This is a genomic window from Aeromicrobium sp. EU05-FHT14F07, assembly GCF_058790455.1.
In genome coordinates, this window is sequence record NZ_JBYTCR010000005.1 from 104933 (window position 1) to 122969 (window position 18037).

18 protein-coding genes are annotated in these 18037 nt (G+C 73.1%); 13 read left to right on the forward strand and 5 right to left on the reverse strand.

Annotated features, from left to right (window positions below; all coding sequences use genetic code 11):
- Nucleotides 1-100: 100 nt before the first annotated feature.
- The 11 genes from pyrH (at nt 101) to AC3WRM_RS06870 (ending at nt 13304) form a co-directional block, all read left to right on the forward strand.
- Nucleotides 101-835 carry a UMP kinase gene (gene pyrH, locus AC3WRM_RS06820; RefSeq protein WP_492247829.1) on the forward strand — a complete coding sequence of 245 codons (735 nt, stop codon included), beginning with the start codon at nt 101-103 and terminating at the stop codon, nt 833-835.
- Nucleotides 835-1389, forward strand: a complete 555-nt coding sequence (gene frr, locus AC3WRM_RS06825) for a ribosome recycling factor (protein WP_492247830.1) — start codon at nt 835-837, stop codon at nt 1387-1389. The genes pyrH and frr overlap by 1 nt, the downstream gene beginning before the upstream one ends.
- Nucleotides 1379-2260, forward strand: coding sequence for a phosphatidate cytidylyltransferase (locus AC3WRM_RS06830; RefSeq protein ID WP_492247761.1), 882 nt, complete (start codon nt 1379-1381; stop codon nt 2258-2260). The genes frr and AC3WRM_RS06830 overlap by 11 nt, the downstream gene beginning before the upstream one ends.
- A gap of 62 nt (nt 2261-2322) precedes the next feature.
- Nucleotides 2323-5658: a transglutaminase family protein gene (locus AC3WRM_RS06835; RefSeq protein ID WP_492247762.1), complete on the forward strand. Its 3336-nt coding sequence runs from the start codon at nt 2323-2325 to the stop codon at nt 5656-5658.
- Nucleotides 5655-8123, forward strand: a complete 2469-nt coding sequence (locus AC3WRM_RS06840) for a circularly permuted type 2 ATP-grasp protein (protein WP_492247763.1) — start codon at nt 5655-5657, stop codon at nt 8121-8123. Before AC3WRM_RS06835 ends, AC3WRM_RS06840 begins: the two co-directional genes overlap by 4 nt.
- Nucleotides 8120-8992: a transglutaminase family protein gene (locus AC3WRM_RS06845; protein ID WP_492247764.1), complete on the forward strand. Its 873-nt coding sequence runs from the start codon at nt 8120-8122 to the stop codon at nt 8990-8992. Before AC3WRM_RS06840 ends, AC3WRM_RS06845 begins: the two co-directional genes overlap by 4 nt.
- Nucleotides 8993-9046: 54 nt before the next feature.
- On the forward strand, nt 9047-10048 hold the full coding sequence (locus AC3WRM_RS06850; RefSeq protein ID WP_492247765.1) for a zinc-binding metallopeptidase family protein: 1002 nt from the start codon (nt 9047-9049) through the stop codon (nt 10046-10048).
- Nucleotides 10049-10109: 61 nt separating this feature from the next.
- Complete coding sequence (gene rlmN / locus AC3WRM_RS06855; RefSeq protein ID WP_492247766.1) at nt 10110-11240, forward strand: dual-specificity RNA methyltransferase RlmN; 1131 nt, start codon at nt 10110-10112, stop codon at nt 11238-11240.
- The gene (locus tag AC3WRM_RS06860; RefSeq protein WP_492247767.1) at nt 11237-12016 is read left to right on the forward strand and encodes an HAD family hydrolase; all 780 of its coding nucleotides are present in this window, start codon (nt 11237-11239) and stop codon (nt 12014-12016) included. The genes rlmN and AC3WRM_RS06860 overlap by 4 nt, the downstream gene beginning before the upstream one ends.
- 200 nt (nt 12017-12216) lie before the next feature.
- Nucleotides 12217-13035 (forward strand): DUF222 domain-containing protein, encoded by an 819-nt coding sequence (locus AC3WRM_RS06865; RefSeq protein ID WP_492247831.1) that lies wholly within the window; start codon nt 12217-12219, stop codon nt 13033-13035.
- 98 nt (nt 13036-13133) lie between these two features.
- On the forward strand, nt 13134-13304 hold the full coding sequence (locus tag AC3WRM_RS06870) for a hypothetical protein (protein ID WP_492247768.1): 171 nt from the start codon (nt 13134-13136) through the stop codon (nt 13302-13304).
- Here the strand turns inward: AC3WRM_RS06870 and AC3WRM_RS06875 are convergent.
- A complete protein-coding gene (locus tag AC3WRM_RS06875) occupies nt 13268-13684 on the reverse strand; it encodes a type II toxin-antitoxin system VapC family toxin (protein ID WP_492247769.1) in 417 nt (138 codons plus the stop codon). The genes AC3WRM_RS06870 and AC3WRM_RS06875 overlap by 37 nt on opposite strands.
- Nucleotides 13677-13904, reverse strand: coding sequence for an AbrB/MazE/SpoVT family DNA-binding domain-containing protein (locus AC3WRM_RS06880; RefSeq protein WP_492247770.1), 228 nt, complete (start codon nt 13902-13904; stop codon nt 13677-13679). Before AC3WRM_RS06880 ends, AC3WRM_RS06875 begins: the two co-directional genes overlap by 8 nt.
- 86 nt (nt 13905-13990) lie before the next feature.
- Here AC3WRM_RS06880 and AC3WRM_RS06885 point away from each other — a divergent pair, with 86 nt between their 5' ends.
- Nucleotides 13991-14722, forward strand: coding sequence for an enoyl-CoA hydratase (locus AC3WRM_RS06885; RefSeq protein WP_492247771.1), 732 nt, complete (start codon nt 13991-13993; stop codon nt 14720-14722).
- Nucleotides 14722-15162, forward strand: coding sequence for an AMP-binding protein (locus AC3WRM_RS06890; protein ID WP_492247772.1), 441 nt, complete (start codon nt 14722-14724; stop codon nt 15160-15162). The genes AC3WRM_RS06885 and AC3WRM_RS06890 overlap by 1 nt, the downstream gene beginning before the upstream one ends.
- On the opposite strand, the gene AC3WRM_RS06895 is transcribed toward AC3WRM_RS06890, so the two are convergent.
- Genes AC3WRM_RS06895 through AC3WRM_RS06905 form a run of 3 tightly spaced genes read right to left on the reverse strand, consistent with a single transcriptional unit; the run spans nt 15159 to nt 18009 of the window.
- Nucleotides 15159-16139 carry an SDR family NAD(P)-dependent oxidoreductase gene (locus tag AC3WRM_RS06895; protein WP_492247773.1) on the reverse strand — a complete coding sequence of 327 codons (981 nt, stop codon included), beginning with the start codon at nt 16137-16139 and terminating at the stop codon, nt 15159-15161. The two genes, AC3WRM_RS06890 and AC3WRM_RS06895, sit on opposite strands and share 4 nt — an antisense overlap.
- A gap of 56 nt (nt 16140-16195) precedes the next feature.
- Nucleotides 16196-16861, reverse strand: coding sequence for a response regulator (locus AC3WRM_RS06900; protein WP_492247774.1), 666 nt, complete (start codon nt 16859-16861; stop codon nt 16196-16198).
- Nucleotides 16858-18009: a sensor histidine kinase gene (locus AC3WRM_RS06905; protein WP_492247775.1), complete on the reverse strand. Its 1152-nt coding sequence runs from the start codon at nt 18007-18009 to the stop codon at nt 16858-16860. The genes AC3WRM_RS06900 and AC3WRM_RS06905 overlap by 4 nt, the downstream gene beginning before the upstream one ends.
- Nucleotides 18010-18037 lie beyond the last annotated feature (28 nt).

Sequence of the window (18037 nt, forward strand, 5' to 3'; positions counted from 1 at the left end):
CAGGAAGGACCGGAGCATCGTGACCCACCACCCGACGCACGGTGACCCGGCCGACCTCAGCACCGCGGACGCCGGGGCCCCAGGCCCCGGCGTCCGCCGTGTGCTGCTCAAGCTGTCCGGCGAGGTGTTCGGCGGCGGCAAGATCGGCATCGACCCCGACGTCGTCAACGGCATCGCCCGCCAGGTCGCCGAGGCCGTCCGCGAGGGCGCGCAGGTGGCGATCGTCGTCGGCGGCGGCAACTTCTTCCGCGGCGCCGAGCTCAGCCAGCGCGGCATGGAGCGTTCACGGGCCGACTACATCGGCATGCTCGGCACCGTCATGAACAGCCTCGCCCTGCAGGACTTCATCGAGAAGCAGGGCATCGACACCCGCGTGCAGTCGGCCATCACCATGGGCCAGGTCGCGGAGCCCTACATCCCGCGCCGCGCCATGCGCCATCTCGAGAAGGGGCGCGTCGTCATCTTCGGCGCCGGCGCGGGCATGCCGTACTTCAGCACCGACACCGTCGCGGCCCAGCGCGCGCTCGAGATCAAGGCCGACGCGGTGCTCATGAGCAAGAGCGGCGTCGACGGCGTCTACTCCGCCGACCCGCGCACCGACGCCACCGCGCGCCGCTTCGACGACCTCACCTTCGCGGAGGCGCTGCGCCTCGGCCTGAAGGTCGTCGACGCCGCCGCGTTCGCGCTCTGCATGGAGAACAACCTGCCGATGATCGTGTTCGGCATGGAGGGTGAGGGGAACATCGCCCGCGTGCTGCAGGGTGAGAGGATCGGGACGCTGGTCCACGGCGGAGCAGGACCACTCAACGGGACGACAACAGGAGACGCATCGTGATCGACCAGACCCTGCGCGAGGCCGGCACCAAGATGGACAAGGCCGTGGAGCACACCCAGGAGGAGTTCGCGGCCATCCGGACCGGTCGTGCCCACCCGGCGATGTTCTCGCAGATCACGGCCGACTACTACGGCACGCCCACGCCCCTGCAGCAGCTGGCCGGCTTCCAGGTCCCCGAGCCGCGCACCGTCATCATCAGCCCGTACGACCAGGGCGCGAAGAGCGCGATCGAGCGGGCCATCCGCGACTCCGACCTCGGCGTCAACCCCTCCGACGACGGCAAGGTGCTGCGCGTGACGCTGCCCGAGCTCACCGAGGAGCGCCGCCGCGAGTACATCAAGCTCGCCCGCTCCAAGGCCGAGGAGGGACGCGTCGCCGTCCGCGGCGTGCGACGCAACGCGAAGCAGACCCTCGACAAGGCCGAGAAGGACTCCGAGATCAGCCAGGACGACAACGTGGGCGCCGAGAAGCGCCTCGACGCCCTGACGAAGCAGCACGTCGACCAGATCGACGAGCTGCTGAAGAACAAGGAAGCGGAGCTCCTTGAGGTCTGAGGAGGCCGCGCCCACCGACGGACCCCTGGGAGAGACCGACCCGGCCGTCGCCCAGCGCAAGAGTCGCGCGGGCCGCAACCTGCCCGCCGCGATCGGCGTCGGCGCCGGTCTCGGTGCGATGGTGGTCGTCTCGCTGTTCCTGTTCAAGGACGTGTTCGTGGCGGTCGTCGTGGTCGCGCTCGGCGTCGGCCTGTGGGAGCTGGCCCGGGCCCTCGGGACGGCCGGCATCAAGGTGCCGTTCCTGCCGGTGCTCACGGGCGGCACGCTCATGCTCGTCGGCGCGTACTACGGCGGCATGGAGACGGCCGCGGTCGCGATGGCGCTCACCGTCATCGGCACGCTCGTGTGGCGGCTCTCCGACGGCGCCGACGGCTTCGTGCGCGACGCGAGCGCCGGGGTGTTCTGCCTGTCCTACCTGCACCTCATGGGCGTCTTCGTCATGCTCATGCTCGTCGAGACCGACGGCCCCTGGCGCATCGTCGCGTTCATCGTGGCCACCGTCGCGTCCGACATCGGCGGCTACACCGCGGGCGTGTTCCTCGGCAAGCACCCGATGGCCCCCACCATCAGCCCCAAGAAGTCCTGGGAGGGCTTCAGCGGCTCGCTCGTCTTCGGCATCGCCGCGGGCATCGCCACCGTGACCCTCGCCCTCGACGGCGACTGGTGGGTCGGCGTCCTGCTCGGCGTCGCCGGTGTCGTCATGGCGACCCTGGGCGACCTCTCGGAGTCGCTCATCAAGCGCGACCTCGGCATCAAGGACATGGGCGACCTCCTGCCCGGGCACGGCGGCGTCATGGACCGCCTCGACTCGCTCATCGCCGTCGCCCCCGTCGCCTGGCTGATCCTGCACTACCTCGTCACCCCGGCCTGAGCGCGGAGGGCGTCGGACGACGCGGACATCGAGCCGAAACAGGGATGCGGCAGGCTGGGCCCATGTCGATCAAGGTCTCGCTCCGCCACCGCACGACCTACCGGTTCGACCGTCCCGTCGCCCTCGGCCCGCACGTCGTGCGGCTGCGGCCCGCGCCGCACAGCCGGACGCCGATCGACGCCTACGCGCTGCGCGTCTCGCCCGCCGAGCACTTCGTGAACTGGCAGCAGGACCCGTTCGGCAACTGGCAGGCACGCCTCGTGTTCCCCGAGAAGGTGAGCGAGCTCGACGTCGACGTCACGCTGGTGGCCGACCTCATGGTCGTCAACCCCTTCGACTTCTTCGTCGAGGAGTACGCCGAGACCTACCCGTTCAGCTACGAGCCGCAGCTGGCCGCCGACCTCGCCCCCTACCTGCGGCCGGTCGACGAGGGAGACGGCGAGGGTCCGGGGCCGGTCGTCCGGGCCTGGCGCGACGCGCTGCCCGAGCCGGCTGACGACGGCGTGCCGCTCGTGCAGTTCCTCGCCGACCTGAACGCCGCCGTCCACCGCGACGTCGCGTACACGGTGCGCATGGAGCCGGGCGTCCAGACCCCCGACGAGACGCTCACCCGCGCCATCGGGTCCTGCCGCGACAGCGCGTGGCTCCTCGTCTCGCTGCTGCGTCAGCACGGACTCGCCGCACGGTTCGTGTCGGGCTACCTGGTGCAGCTCGCCCCCGACCCGCTCGTGGCCGCGCAGGCGCTCGACGGGCCCGCCGGTGCGACCGAGGACTTCACCGACCTGCACGCGTGGGCCGAGGTCTACGTGCCGGGTGCCGGCTGGGTGGGCCTGGACCCCACGTCGTCGCTGTTCGCGGGGGAGGGGCACATCCCGCTCTCCGCGACGCCGCACCCGTCGTCGGCCGCGCCGATCACCGGCGCGCTGGAGCCGGCCGAGGTCGAGTTCTCCTTCCTCAACGAGGTGACCCGCGTCCACGAGGACCCCCGCGTCACGCTGCCGTACACCGAGGAGCAGTGGGGTCGGGTCGACGCCCTCGGGCACGCGGTCGACGCACGGCTCGACGCGGGCGAGGTCGGTCTCACCATGGGCGGGGAGCCGACGTTCGTCAGCGTCGACGACACCACGTCGGAGCAGTGGAGCACCGCGGCCGACGGACCTGAGAAGCGGCTGCTGGCCACCGAGCTCGCGGAGCGGCTGCGCGAGGTGTACGCCGAGGGTGGCGTGGTGCACCGCGGCCAGGGCAAGTGGTACCCGGGCGAGCCGCTCCCGCGCTGGCAGGTCTCGCTGCAGTGGCGCACCGACGGCGAGCCGCTGTGGCACGATCCGTCGCTGCTCTGCGACCCGTGGTCCGACCCGACCCCGGTGGAGCACGGCACCGCCGAGCGGCTCGCGCACGAGGCGGCCCGCGTGCTGGGCCTGCCGGAGGAGCTCGTGCTGCCCGCGTGGGAGGACCCGTTCGCCGCGGTGGCGCGGGAGGTCGCGCGCCCGGAGGGGGAGCGACTGCCGGAGGGGAAGCCCGACGTCGAGCAGGTCGCCGAGCTCGACCGGGCCGAGGAGCGGCCCACCGGCTGGGTGCTGCCGCTCGCGACGGGTGAGCAGTGGCGCAGCCCTGCGTGGCGGTTCCGGCGAGGTCGACTCGTGCTCGCGCCCGGCGACTCCGCCGTTGGGCTGCGGCTCCCGCTCGACGCGATCGCCTGGTCAGACCCCGAGGCGTCCGGCGACCCGTCCTACCTCGAGTCCGGCCCGACCCTGGTCCCGGGCGTCCCCGACGTGGAGGTCTGCGACCCGGAGGGCACGCCGACCACCGCCCTGGCCTTCGAGGTGCGTCCCGGCGGTCCCGACGCACCGGCGGTGCTGCACGTGTTCCTCCCGCCGACCGAGCGCCTGGAGGACTACGCCGACCTGCTCCACGTCGTGGAGCGGGCCGTGGCCGCCGTCGGGACGCCCGTGGTCGTCGAGGGCTACGGACCGCCGCCGGACCCGCGCCTGACCCAGCTGAGCGTCACGCCCGACCCGGGCGTGATCGAGGTGAACGTGCAGCCGACGTCGTCGTGGCCGGAGCTGGTGTCGCTCACCGAGACCCTGTACGACGCGGCGCGCCGCACCCGCCTGGGCACCGAGAAGTTCGACCTCGACGGACTGCACACCGGCACCGGGGGCGGCAACCACCTGACGCTCGGTGGCCGGACGCCGGCCGCGTCGCCGCTCCTGCGCCGGCCGGACCTGCTGGTGAGCCTGCTGTCCCACTGGCAGCGCCACCCGTCGCTGTCGTACCTGTTCTCCGGACGGTTCATCGGCCCGACGAGCCAGGCGCCGCGCTTCGACGAGGGACGCCCCGAGGCCGTCTACGAGATGGAGATCGCGATCGCGGAGGTCCACCGCCTCGTGGCGGAGGCCGAGGAGCAGGGCGAGACGTTCCGACCCTGGCTCGTCGACCGCGCCCTGCGGCACCTGCTCACCGACCTGACGGGCAACACGCACCGTGCCGAGTTCTGCATCGACAAGCTCTACAGCCCCGACTCCTCGCGCGGACGGCTCGGGCTGCTCGAGCTGCGCGGCTTCGAGATGCCCCCGCACCCGCAGATGGCGCTCGTGCAGGCGCTGCTCGTGCGCGCCCTCGTCGCCCGGTTCTGGGAGGATCCCGCCACGGGACCGCTCGAGCGGTGGGGTGCTGCGCTGCACGAGGACTTCCTTCTCCCGCAGGGCGCGGTCCGCGACGTCGACGCCGTGGTCGCCGACCTGCAGGACCACGGGATCGCGTTCGAGCGCTCCTGGCTCGACCCGTTCGTGGAGTTCCGCTTCCCGCGCATCGGTGTCACCCAGGTCAGCACCCCGTCGGGTGCCGTCGAGGTCGAGCTGCGCAGCGCGATCGAGCCCTGGCACGTCCTCGGCGAGGAGGCGACGGGGTCGGGGACGTCACGCTACGTGGACTCCTCGATCGAGCGTCTCCAGGTGACGGTCCGCGGCATCTCGCCCTCGCGGCACCTGGTGACGTGCCAGGGTGTTCCCGTGCCCCTGACCCCGACCGGCGTGCCTGGTGAGTTCTACGCCGGCGTGCGCTACCGCGCCTGGCAGCCGTGGTCGGCGCTGCACCCCTCCATCCCGGTGCACTCGCCGCTGCACGTCGAGGTCGTCGACACCGTGGCGGCCCAGTCGCTCGGCGGCTGCACCTACCACGTCGTGCACCCCGGCGGTCGGGCCTACGACCATCCGCCGGTGAACGCGCAGGAGGCGGAGGCGCGGCGCTCGAGCCGCTTCGTGCCGCACCCGGCGGCGACCGGACCGGTCGACGTCGGCGCGCTGGTCGAGGCCGGCCGACGCGCGCACAGCACGGACTATCCCCACACGCTCGACCTGCGGCGGGTACCTCCGACCGGGCGGCCCGCCACGCCATGACCGTCCTGCGCGACTACGCGTCGGAGGTCGGCCAGCCGACCCTTGACGCGGCTCCGGCCCGCTACGACGAGGTCGTCGACGTCGACGGCTCGCTGCGTCCCGCCTGGCGGACGCTCGCCGCGAGCGCGCTGGAGATCACCGACGTGCAGCTGCGTCGGGTGCAGCGCGACATCGGTCGCTTCCTCGGCGACGACGGCGTCACCTATCGACGTCCCGGCGAGCCCGGGTCGCGCTGGCGGCTCGACCCCCTGCCGCTCGTGCTCAGCGCCCGGGACTGGGCGCCCCTGGAGGTCGGGCTCGCCCAGCGTGCCGAGCTGCTCAACGCGCTGCTCGCCGACCTGCACGGGCCCCGGAGCGTCCTCGCCCTGGGCATCGTGCCGCCGGCCGTGGTCTACGCGCACCAGGGCTTCCTGCGCGTGGCGGCGCGCCCCGGCGCCGTGGACGACCGTCCGCTCCTGCTGACCGCGACCGACGTGGCACGGACGCCCAGCGGTGACTGGGTCGTCGTCGCCGACCGGACGCAGGCGCCGTCCGGCCTGGGGTACGCCATGGAGAACCGGCACGTCATCTCGCGCGTGCTGCCCCAGATGTACCGCGACGCGGGCCTGCACCAGGTCGGCCCCTTCCTGCAGGCCGTGCGGTCGAGCCTGATGCAGGCCGCGCCCGAGCACGTCGACGACCCGCGTGTCGTCGTCCTCACGCCGGGATCGGCGTCGGAGACCGCGTTCGACCAGGCGCACCTCGCGTCGAGCCTCGGCTTCCCGCTCGTGCAGGGCAACGACCTCGTGGTGCGCTCGGGCGCCGTGTGGATGCGCGTCTTCGGACGTCTCGAGCGCGTCGACGTGATCCTGCGGCGCGTGGACGCGCCGTGGTGCGACCCGCTCGAGCTGCGCGGCGACTCCCAGCTGGGCGTCCCGGGCCTGCTCGAGGCGGTGCGCCGCGGGAGCGTGCGGATCGTGAACGGCCTGGGCTCCGGCGTGCTGGAGAACCCCGGGCTGCTGCCGTACATGGCCCGCCTGTGCGAGCACCTCCTCGACGAGCCGCTGCGGCTCCCGTCGGTCCCGACGTCCTGGCTCGGCGACCCGGCCGCCCTCGCGCTCGCCCGCGAGCGGTGGGACGACCTCGCCGTCCGGTCCATCGACCGGTCCGTCGACGTCGACCGCCTCGGTCCGGCGGAGCTGCTGGCCCGCGTCGAGGCCGAGCCGCACCGCTTCGCCGCCCAGGAGCTGCCGGCGTGGTCGCAGGCGCCGCGACTCGCCGGCGGTGCCGTGCGTCCCCAGTCGGTCGCGCTGCGGACCTTCACGCTGCGCTACGGGTCGTCCTACCGTCCGATGCTGGGCGGGCTGGCGTCGGTGCTCGACGGCGCCCGCTCCGTCTCCAGCAAGGACGTGTGGGTGCTGAAGGACGCTCCCGACCAGCCCGACCAGGGTCTGGCCGAGGTGCTGGCGGTGACGTCGTCGAGCAGCGTCACCCCGCTCGTGCCGCGCGTGCTCGAGGACCTCTTCTGGTTCGGCCGGTACGCCGAGCGCGCCGAGGACACGCTGCGCCTCGTGCTCGTCGCCCACGCCCTCGCCGAGGACTTCCAGGCGCGTCCCTACAGCGCCGGCGGCGTGGCCCTGCGGGTGCTGCGCGGTGCGCTGCTGCACCAGGTGCCGGGTCCCTTCGACGCCGCCGACGGAGAGAGCGTGGACGCCGACCTGCGCTCCGTGCTGCTCGACGCCGGGCGGGCTGCGTCGGTCGCCCACTCGTTCGCCGCGCTCCGGGGAGCCGCCGAGGGCGTGCGCGACCAGCTGTCGGTCGACGTGTTCCGCGCGTTCGGCGCCACCGAGCGCGCAGCCGCGCTCCTGAGCACGAACGACCACAGCCTCCAGGTCACCGAGAGCGCCGAGCGCATGCTCACCGGGCTGCTGGCGCTGCACGGCGCGACGGCCAGCATGGTGCACGACGAGGGCTGGGAGACGCTCGAGGCCGGACGCGCGCTCGAGCGCTGCCTGCAGGTCGTCGCCCTCCTGCGACGCTCGGTCACGGTCCGACGCGGCATCGACGTCGACCGGCACCTGCACCAGGGGGTGCTGACCGCCACGGAGAGCGCCATCACCCACCGACGCCGGTACCGCGGGTTCGTCCGCGTCACCAGCCTGGTCGAGCTGCTCCTCGCCGACCCGGCGAACCCGAGGTCGCTGCGCTTCAACCTCGAGACGCTCCGCCGTCACGTCGCGGCCCTGCCCGCCTCGACGGGCGCCAGCCGCCCGGAGCGGCTCCTCGACGACCTCGTCGACGAGGTCGACGGCATCCACGTGGCCGAGCTGGTCCCGATCGAGGGCGAGTCGCGCCCGAACCTCGAGCGCCACCTGGACAGCCTGACCATCCACCTCGTGCGGGTCGCCGAGGCGTTCGCCGGGACCCACCTGGCCACGGCACCGGCCCCTCGGGCGTTCGGGCTCTCCGGACGGGGGACGCGATGAGGCTCGACGTCACCCACCGCACCACCTACACGTACGACGACGACGTGACCGGCAGCTACGGTGTCGCCTACCTGACGCCCCGCGACCTGCCCTGGCAGCGCGTCGTCGCCCACGAGGTCGAGGTCGCGCCGGAGCCGCTCGACCGCTCGAGCGACGTCGACCACTACGGCAACACCGCCACCTACTTCCAGCTCGACACGCCGCACCGCACGCTCGACGTCGTGGCGCACAGCGTGGTGGAGGTCGACGAGCCGGTGCTCGACCCGGTGACGCTGGGCGTGCCGTGGGAGCAGGCGCGTCCGGCCGCCCGACCCGACGTGCCCGACGCCTGGAGCGCGCTCGACCTCGCCCTGGCGTCGCCGTCGGTCGACCAGCCCGCGGCCGCCCACGCCTACGCGGCGCGGTCGCTCACCCCCGGGCGGCCGCTGGGCGAGGCGGTGCTGGAGGTGATGCACCGGGTGCACGCCGACTTCGCCTACGAGCAGGGCGCCACGACGGTGACCTCGACGATCGCCGACGTCCTCGAGGCACGGGCCGGGGTGTGCCAGGACTTCGCCCAGCTCACCCTCTCCTGCCTGCGGTCGCACGGTCTCGCCGTCCGGTACGTGAGCGGCTACCTCGCCACCGAGCCACCGCCCGGGAAGGAGCGCGTCGTCGGTGCCGACGCGACCCACGCCTGGGCGGCCGTGTGGGTGCCGGGAGGCGGCTGGCTCGCCCTCGACCCCACCAACGACCAGCCCGCGAACGAGCGCTACGTGACGGTCGCGTGGGGTCGCGAGTACTCCGACGTGCCCCCCTTGAAGGGCGTGATCTTCACCGAGGCGAAGACGTCGACGCTCGCGGTCGCGGTCGACGTCGTGCCGGTCTGAGAGATCCCCTCCGGATGGGGATGCGGGCCCGCGAAAGCGCGGGAGGATAGGCACGTGAAGGCCTTCTCCTGCCGCGTGTGCGGCAACGCCCTGTACTTCGAGAACTCCCTGTGCGTCTCCTGCGGGACGGCACTCGGGTACTCCCGCGCCGAGCACGAGATCGTGCCGGTCGACGAGGACGGTCGCTACGTCGACCGCGAGGGTCTGATCTGGCACGTGTGCGCCAACCTCAACCTGTCGGGCTGCACCTGGCTGGCGACGGTCGAGGGCGGCCAGTGCTTCAGCTGCGACCTCACCCGCACCCGTCCGGCCGACGACGACCTCGAGGGCCTGTCGCAGTACCCCGTGGCCGAGGCGGCCAAGCGTCGTCTCGTCGTCGAGCTCGACGCGCGCGGCCTGCCGATCACGACACGCGACGAGGACCCCGAGCAGGGCCTGTGCTTCGACATGCTCTCGAGCGTGGAGGAGAACGTCGTCATCGGTCACGCCGACGGCGTCATCACCATCGACCTCGCCGAGGGCGACGACGCGCACCGCGTGAAGGTCCAGTCCGAGCTCGACGAGCCGTACCGCACCATGCTAGGCCACCTGCGCCACGAGGTGGGGCACTACTTCGAGTCGGTGCTGGTGCGCGGCGACGAGCGCATGGGCGCCTGCCGGGAGCTGTTCGGCGACGAGTCGAAGGACTACCAGGCCGAGATCGACCGGCACTACAGCGAGGGCCCGCCGGAGGACTGGCAGGAGTCCTACATCAGCACCTACGCCACGATGCACCCGTTCGAGGACTTCGCGGAGACCTTCGCGCACTGGATGCACATCAGCGACACCGTGGAGACCGCCCGTGCCTACGGCCTCACCACCGTCGACCCGAGCGCGTTCACGCTGTTCAGCGACCTCGTGACCGGTGTCTGGATCCCGCTCTCGACGGCCCTCAACCAGATCAACCGCGCGATGGGCGCCGACGACCTCTACCCGTTCGTCATCCCGCCGCCGGTGCTCGACAAGCTCGACTTCGTCGCCGCCCTGGCGCGCGACCCACACCCCGTCCCCGCGTGAGTCGGCCCGGCCCGACCCGCGCGTTTCGACAGCGCTGGGGTCGGGCTGGGAGGATGGTGCGGTGAGCGAGCCCATCAAGACCCTGCCGCTCGTCCTCGAGCCCCCGCGCGGTCGCGGGAAGCCCCCGCGTCACCTCGCGGACTTCTCCGCCGACGAGCGCAAGGCCGCGGCCGAGGAGCTCGGCCTGCCCGCCTTCCGGGTGAAGCAGGTCGCGCACCACTACTTCGCGCGCCTGCAGCGCGACCCCGCGGGCATGACGGACCTTCCGGCCGCCCAGCGCGACGCGATCGCCGAGGCCCTGCTGCCGCCGCTGCTGTCGACCGTCAAGGTGCAGGAGGCCGACCAGGGGACGACGCTCAAGACGCTGTGGCGGCTGTTCGACGGCGCGCTCGTGGAGTCGGTGCTCATGCGCTACTCCGAGCGCGCGACGGTGTGCGTGTCGAGCCAGGCCGGCTGCGGCATGGCGTGCCCGTTCTGCGCCACCGGCCAGGGCGGTCTGCAGCGCAACATGAGCACGGCCGAGATCGTCGACCAGGTCGTCGACGCGGCTGCCGCCATGGCGCACGGACGCGTCGCGGGTGGTCCGGGTCGGCTGTCCAACGTCGTGTTCATGGGCATGGGCGAGCCGCTCGCGAACTACAAGGCGGTGGTGGGCGCCGTGCGTCGCATGACCTCGCCCGCGCCCGACGGTCTCGGCATGTCGGCCCGCAACATCACGGTGAGCACCGTCGGGCTCGCGCCGCGCATGCGTCAGCTGGCCGACGAGGGCGTGCCGGTCACGCTCGCGCTGTCGCTGCACGCCCCCGACGACGAGCTGCGTGACGAGCTCGTGCCGATCAACACGCGGCACAGCGTCGAGGAGGCCGTCTCGGCCGCGAAGCACTTCTTCGACGTCACGGGTCGGCGGGTCTCCATCGAGTACGCGATGATGCGCGACATCAACGACCAGGCCTGGCGTGCCGACCTGCTGGCCGAGCTGCTGCTCGCGCACGGCGAGGGTCGCGGCTGGGTGCACGTCAACCTCATCCCGCTCAACGAGGTGCCCGGGTCCCGCTTCACGCGCTCCCGCGACGAGGACATGGACGAGTTCGTCCGCCGGCTCGTCGCGCGCGGTATCAGCACCACCATCCGGGACACCCGCGGCGACGAGATCGACGCCGCCTGCGGCCAGCTGGCCGCGTCCGACGCGTGAGCAGACCCGCACTGCTCGCGACCGACCTCGACGGCACCCTCCTGCGCAGCGACGGCACCCTGTCGGACCGCACGCGTGCCGCCGTCGCCGCGGCCGAGGAGGCCGGCGTGGAGGTCGTGTTCGTGACCGCCAGACCGCCGCGGTGGCTCGACGAGCTCGCCGACGCGGTGGGCGGTCACGGTGTCGCCCTGTGTGGCAACGGGGCCTTCGTGCTCGACGTCAGTCGGCGCGAGGTCGTGGAGTCCCACCCGTTCGCGCCGGCCGACCTGCGGATCCTGCTGGCCGACCTGCGGGCGGCCGTGCCGGGCATCGGCTTCGCCGTCGAGTGCGCGGACGGCATGCGACGCGACGAGCACTTCCTCGACGCGCACCGGGACGACGCCGTGGGCCACGACCTCGAGGCCGTCGGTGCCGGCAAGCTGCTGGCCCGTGCCCCTGACGTCGAGCAAGACGAATTCCTGGCGCGGGTGTCCGAGGTGGTGGGGGACCGCGCTGAGCTGGGCTTCTCCGGCGCCGTCGGCCTGGCCGAGCTGACGCCGCGCGGCGTCACGAAGGCGTCGGGCCTGCAGACGTGGTGCACCGCGCGCGGCATCGCGGCCCGCGACGTGTGGGCGTGCGGCGACATGCCCAACGACCTGCCGATGCTCACCTGGGCCGGTCGCGCGCTCGCCGTGGCCAACGCGCATCCCGACGTCCTCGCCATCGCCGACGAGGTCATCGGATCCAACGACGACGACGGGGTCGCGCAGGTGCTGGAGCGGTTGACCGTCGTCTGACCGGACCCGATCCCGGGCCGGAGGTTGGTGTCGGAGGGCGTCCCTAGGTTGGAGACATGGACGGGAACGGCAACGCGGGTGCGCTTCAGGGGCTGACGTCCCTGGCGCGTGAGCGGGCGCGGGCGGAGGCGGCTGAGCTGGTCGCGATGCTGCGGTTCCGCGATGCCGAACTGGTGCGCATCGCCGGTATCGAGTCGCCGATGGTGCGGCTCGTGGAGCGTTCGGCGATCGCGCTGGAGATCGGTCAGGCGATGGGGCTGTCTGAGGGTCAGGTGACCGCGCGTCTGGCCGCCGCCGACAGGCTGCGCGAACGGACCCCGTACACCTGGCGGGCCTTCCGCGACGGTCGTCTCGACTGGGCGCGGGCCCGCGAGGTGTCATCGACGTCGCTGCTGTTGATGCACGAGTCGTCCCACCGACGCCTCGACGAGGCGGTCGTCGGGTACGCGGCGACGCACACCGTGGCGGAGCTGCGCGCGTGGTTGAGGCGGTTCGTCGCCCGGGTCGAGGCCGAGGAGGCAGCCCAGCGGGCCGAGGCCGCCCGCCGCCAGCGCGACGTGCAGGTCACCCACGTCGACGACGCCATGGCCTGGGTCAACGCGTTCGTCCCCTCCCACCAGGCCGCCGCCATCGACGCGCGCCTGCGCCGCACCCCACGCCCCGACGGCGAGACCGCACCCGCGGGCAGGTCCGCGCCGACGCGTTCGTCGACCTCCTCCTCGCCGACGACCAGCCGTCCGCCGGCCGTGCCCGCACCGACGTCGGCGTGGTCATCGACGCCGAGGTCCTGGCCGGCGCCGAGCCCGGACCGGCCGTCTCCGACGACGGCACCTGGACCGTCCCCGCCGAGTGGGTGCTCGAGCACCTCGACGCCGACGACACCTTCTTTCACCGGCTGCTCGTCGACCCCATCACCAGGGACGTCCTGGCGCACGAGTACGTGGGCCGGTTCGCGCCCGACGTGCTCGCGACCGCCATCAGCTTCCGCGACGGCGTCTGCCAGGCCCCCGGCTGCCTGAGACCAGCCCGCGCTTGCGACCTCGATCATCGAGAACCCCACCCCAGAGGCCCCACCAAGGGACCGAACCTCTGGGCACTGCACCGCCGACACCACGCCATGAAGAGTCACCGCACCCTGCGCTGGATCCTGCCCTCCGGCCGCACCGTCGACGCCGAACCTGCCGTGCACGGCCTGTCGCCCGACGTCGGGTCCGACGTCGAGCACCGCATCGCCCGGCTGCTCAACGACCCTCACTCGGGAGAGTCGACGACCAGCTGGGGAAAGTAGCTCGCGTACCGGGCGCGGTCCCGGGTCAGGAGCCGGTAGCCCGACAGCGCCGCGTGAGCGCCGATGTAGAAGTCCGGCAACGGCGATCGTCGAGCGCCGCCTCGACGGCGGTAGGCCACGAAGGCCTTGCCTGCCAAGAAGCCCGCTCGGTACGGCAGAGGTTCGCGGGCGTAGAGATCCGCAGGGAGGAAGCGGTCGAGGTCCTCGACGCGGTCGAACCCCACCGACACCTCGGCGTAGACGAGGGGATTGATCACCACAGACCCACGATCGAGTGCGGTCGCGAGCGCCCGCGTCGACCAGGCGGCCCAGGTGTCGTCGTCCGTCGCTACGTCGAGCAGCACGTTCGTGTCGACGAGCGTCCTCGTCGGCTCACTCACCGCGGAGCAGCTCCATCAGCTCGTCGGTGCTCAAGTTGGTCGAGGCAGCACCCCGCAGCCGCTCGACCGCTCGCTCGCCGCGCGTGGCGGCAGGCCCACGGTGCACGATCTGCAGCCGACCATCGCGCTCGACCACGTCCACCTCATCACCCTCAGCGAACCCGTGCTTGTGGCGCAGGGCGGCAGGGATCGTCACCTGTCCCTTGGCGTTGAGTCGCATGCCTCAAGGATACGTATCGGACGTGGTACGTGGTAGGGCTGCACAGCCCAGTACGCTGACCGCGTCCGACCCGACGGAGGAGACCCATGCTCGGTGTGAGCCGCGACGGCGACGTCGTCGTCCTGGAGCTGCAGCGCGAGGAGCGCCGCAACGCCCTCAACCTCGACCTGTGCCGCGCGATCGACGAAGCCGCGCGCGACGCAGTCGGCGACGGACCGGCGAACGGGGGAGCGCGGGCCATCGTCATCACGGGTCAGGGCACCGCGTTCTGCTCCGGAGCCGACCTCGGCGGCGTCTACGGCAACGAGTTCCTCGAGGCGCTGTACGGCATGCTGCACGGCCTCACCCGGCTGCCCGTCCCGATCGTCGCCGCCGTCAACGGCCCCGCCATCGGCGCCGGAACCCAGCTGGCCATCGCCTGCGACCTGCGCGTCGCCGACGAGCGCGCGAAGTTCGGCGTCCCCACCGCACGCAACGGCATGGCCGTCGACGCGTGGACGATCCGGACGCTCGCCGACCTGTCGGGTACCGGTCCTGCCCGTCGCATGATGCTGGCCGGTGAGCTCATCGACCGCGCCGAGGCGCTCGGCCACGGGCTCGTCGACAAGGCCGGCACGCTCGACGACGCCCTCGCCTGGGCGCACGAGATCGCCACCCTGGCCCCGCTCACGCTCGCCTACAACAAGCGCGTCCTGAACGACCTCGACGACGACACCGCCATCGAGCAGGGGTTCCGCGACGTCTGGGCCAGCGAGGACGTGCGCGAGGCGGCTGCCGCGCGCACCGAGAAGCGCACGCCCGTCTTCCGGGGGCGCTGATGGCCAGCCTCGGCTTCGACCTGCTCGACCGGCACGTCATCGGCGGCGGCGCGGACGACGCCGCGACCGCCCGACTCACCTACGCCCGGCTGCTCGAGCGCGCCTCGTTCCTCGCGTCGGGGCTCCGGATGCTCGGCGTGCAGCCCGGCGACCGCGTCGGCGTCCAGGTCGAGGGTGACGACCGGGTGGTCACCGTCTGCGCCTGCATCCGGATCGGGGCGGTCCCGGTGAGCGAGGGCGACGTCGTCGTCGCGATCGGCGACGACGGCCCCGAGGTCCGCTCGTCCGAGGGCGTGCACCCGCTCGACCTGGTGCGCCAGGCCGGCGGCGGCGACCCGGCCGCCGCGCTCGCGTCGGACCCCGACGACTACCGCGCCGCCGTCCTCGCGCACGCGGCCGACGTCGTCGAGCCGCTCCTCGCGCGCCGCCCCGTCGGCTAGGAGCCCTCGGGCTCGAGACCCGCCCAGGCCGCCAGACGGTCCCATGCGCGACGCCGCAGTGCCGGGTCGTCCCGCGACCAGGGCAGGTAGCGGGGCGAGCGTCGGCGGCGGTCGCACCAGAACCCGTCGGGACCGGTCACCGACGTCGGCGTCCCGACGAGCCACACCATCGTGTCGGCTCCCTGCTCGGCCGTGCGCAGCACGGGCGAGACGACCTTCGCGAAGCCCGGCAGCGAGTCGGTGATCCCGGGCGTCTCGGCCCAGCCGGGGTGCATCGCGTGGCTCGCCAGGTGCGGGTGGCGCTCCGCGAGCAGCTCGGCGACCACGACCTGCAGCCGCTTCGTGCGCGCGTAGGCGCGGACCCCGTCGTAGTCGTCGTCGCGGTACTGGAGATCCTCGACCAGGGCGGACGTGAGCGGTGCCGTGTACATGCCGCCGGAGGACACCCACACCACGCGGCCGTCGTCGGCCGCCTCGAGCAGCGGGCGGAGGAGCTCGGTCAGCAGCAGCGGACCCAGCACGTGCGTGGCCAGCGTCAGCTCGTGCCCCTGCGCCGACTCCGTGCGCTCCTTCGGCATCACGCCTGCGTCGTGGACGATCGCGTGCAGGGCGCCGAGGTCCGACGTGAGCCGCTGGGCGTAGCGCCGGACGTCGTCGAGGTCGCTGACGTCGCACGCCTCCTCGCGCAGGTCCGCCGACGGCACGGTGCGGCGGATCTCGCGGGCGGCGTCGGCCAGCCGGTCGGCCTTGCGCCCGACCAGGTGCACCGTGGCCCCCAGGGCGGCGATGCCGGTGGCTGCCGCCGCGCCCAGCCCACCGCTGGCGCCGGTGACCACGACGTGCCGTCCGCGCAGGGCGTGAGGCTCCGGGTCGGCGGGCCACCAGCGTCGGCGCAGTGCCGGGCCGATGCTGGAGTAGCCGGGGAGGACCGTCTTGTCGAGGACGGTGTCAGCGAGGCGCGCGAGCGTGGAGGCCATACGCCCACGCTAGGCAGCCGCGCGCCCGCGGGCACGTCGAGCGGCGGTGGCGTGGGCTACAGGAGCCCCGCCTCGTGCATGGTGATGGCGACCTGCACGCGGTTGACCGCCTCGAGCTTGGTGAAGAGGTGCGAGATGTGGGCCTTGACGGTCGCCAGGCTCAGGTGCAGCTCGGCCGCGATCTCGGCGTTCGACGCACCGCGTCCGATCGCCAGCGCCACGTCGCGCTCACGGTCGGTCAACGACGCCACCCGCCGCGTCGCGTCGGCCTCGCGCCCGCCGCCGGAGCCGTCGGTGACCTGTGCGATGAGTCGCCGGGTGATGGCGGGGGAGAGGGCCGGCTCGCCGCTCAGCACGGTGCCGATGGACTCCACGATCTGCGCGGGCGGCGTGTCCTTCAGCAGGAACCCGTGCGCCCCCGCGGCGAGCGCCCGCACGACGTAGTCGTCGGCGTCGAAGGTCGTGAGCACGAGCACGTGCGGAGGCGACGGCAGCGCGGTGATGGCGGCCGTCGCCTCGATGCCGTCCATGACCGGCATGCGCAGGTCCATCAGCACCACGTCGACGTCGTGGGAGCGGACGGCGGCCAGCGCCTCGCGCCCGTCGGACGCCTCGGCCACGACCTCGAGGTCGTCGGCGCCGCCGAGCATGAGCGAGAGGCCGGCCCGGACGAGAGCGTCGTCGTCGACCAGGAGGAGCCGGGTCGGGCGCTGGGAGGTCACGCGGCCCACGGTATCCGCGCCTCCAGGACGTACTGCCGGTCGGCCGACACGCGGTGCGACAGGCTGCCGCGCGCCAGCTCGACGCGCTCACGGAGCCCGACGAGTCCCAGGCCCGACCCGGGCACCGGCGCCGTCGGGGTGCCGAGCGGGAGGGGGTTGACGACCCGCACGTCCACCGACGACTCGCCGACGTCGACGGTCACCTCCACCGGCGTGCCGGCGGCGTGCTTGCGCGCGTTCGTCAGCCCCTCCTGCACGACGCGGTAGACGGTGCGACCGGCCGCGCCCGACACGTCCTCCAGCGCGCCCCGCAGGTCCAGGACCACGCGCATACCGGCGGCGCGCGACTCGCCGACCAGGTCGACCACGTCGCCCGCCGTCGGCTGCGGCAGCTCCGGCGCGGCGTCCCCGGGCCCCTCGCGCAGCACGCCGAGCACGCCGCGCAGCTCCGTCATCGCCTGGTGCGCGGTCTCCTGGATGGTCAGCGCGGTCGCGTGCACCTGCTCCCGCCCGAGGTCCTGACGGTAGGCGAGTGCGCCCGCGTGCATCGTGACGAGCGAGATGCGGTGGGCGAGCACGTCGTGCATCTCCCGGGCGATGCGGGTCCGCTCCGCGCTGCGCGCCTGCGCGACCTTGGCCGCCTGCTCGGCCTCCGCGCTCTCGGCGCGGGAGCGCAGGGTGGCGAGGAGCTCGCGACGTGACCCGACGTACAGGCCCACCGAGACGAGCAGGCCGACCACCACGACGACGACCGCGGCGTCGACCCGAGGATCCTCGCCGGGCAGCGGGTTGATGGCGACGACGAAGGGGATGGTCAGCAGGCAGACCAGCGTCACCGGCACGAGCTCGCGCCAGCGTCGGCGCGTGGCGAGGGAGACCAGGGCGAGGCACGCCGCGCCGCCGGAGCTGAACGACCCGATGCTCACCACGTTCGTGACCAGCGCGACGGTGACCGGGAACCGGCGACGCCAGACCATGGCGAGCACGGTGGAGACCACGCCGACGGCCACGTCGAGGACGAACCACAACGGCGCGTGCTGTAGCTGCCAGACGCCGAGCTCGGTCCACGTGAGCGCCGTGACGGCGAGGACGAGCAGCAGACGCCACGTGTGTCCCCACCAGGTCAGCGGGGGAGCGGTTCCGGTCACCGACGACACGCTACCCAGCCGGGCGGAC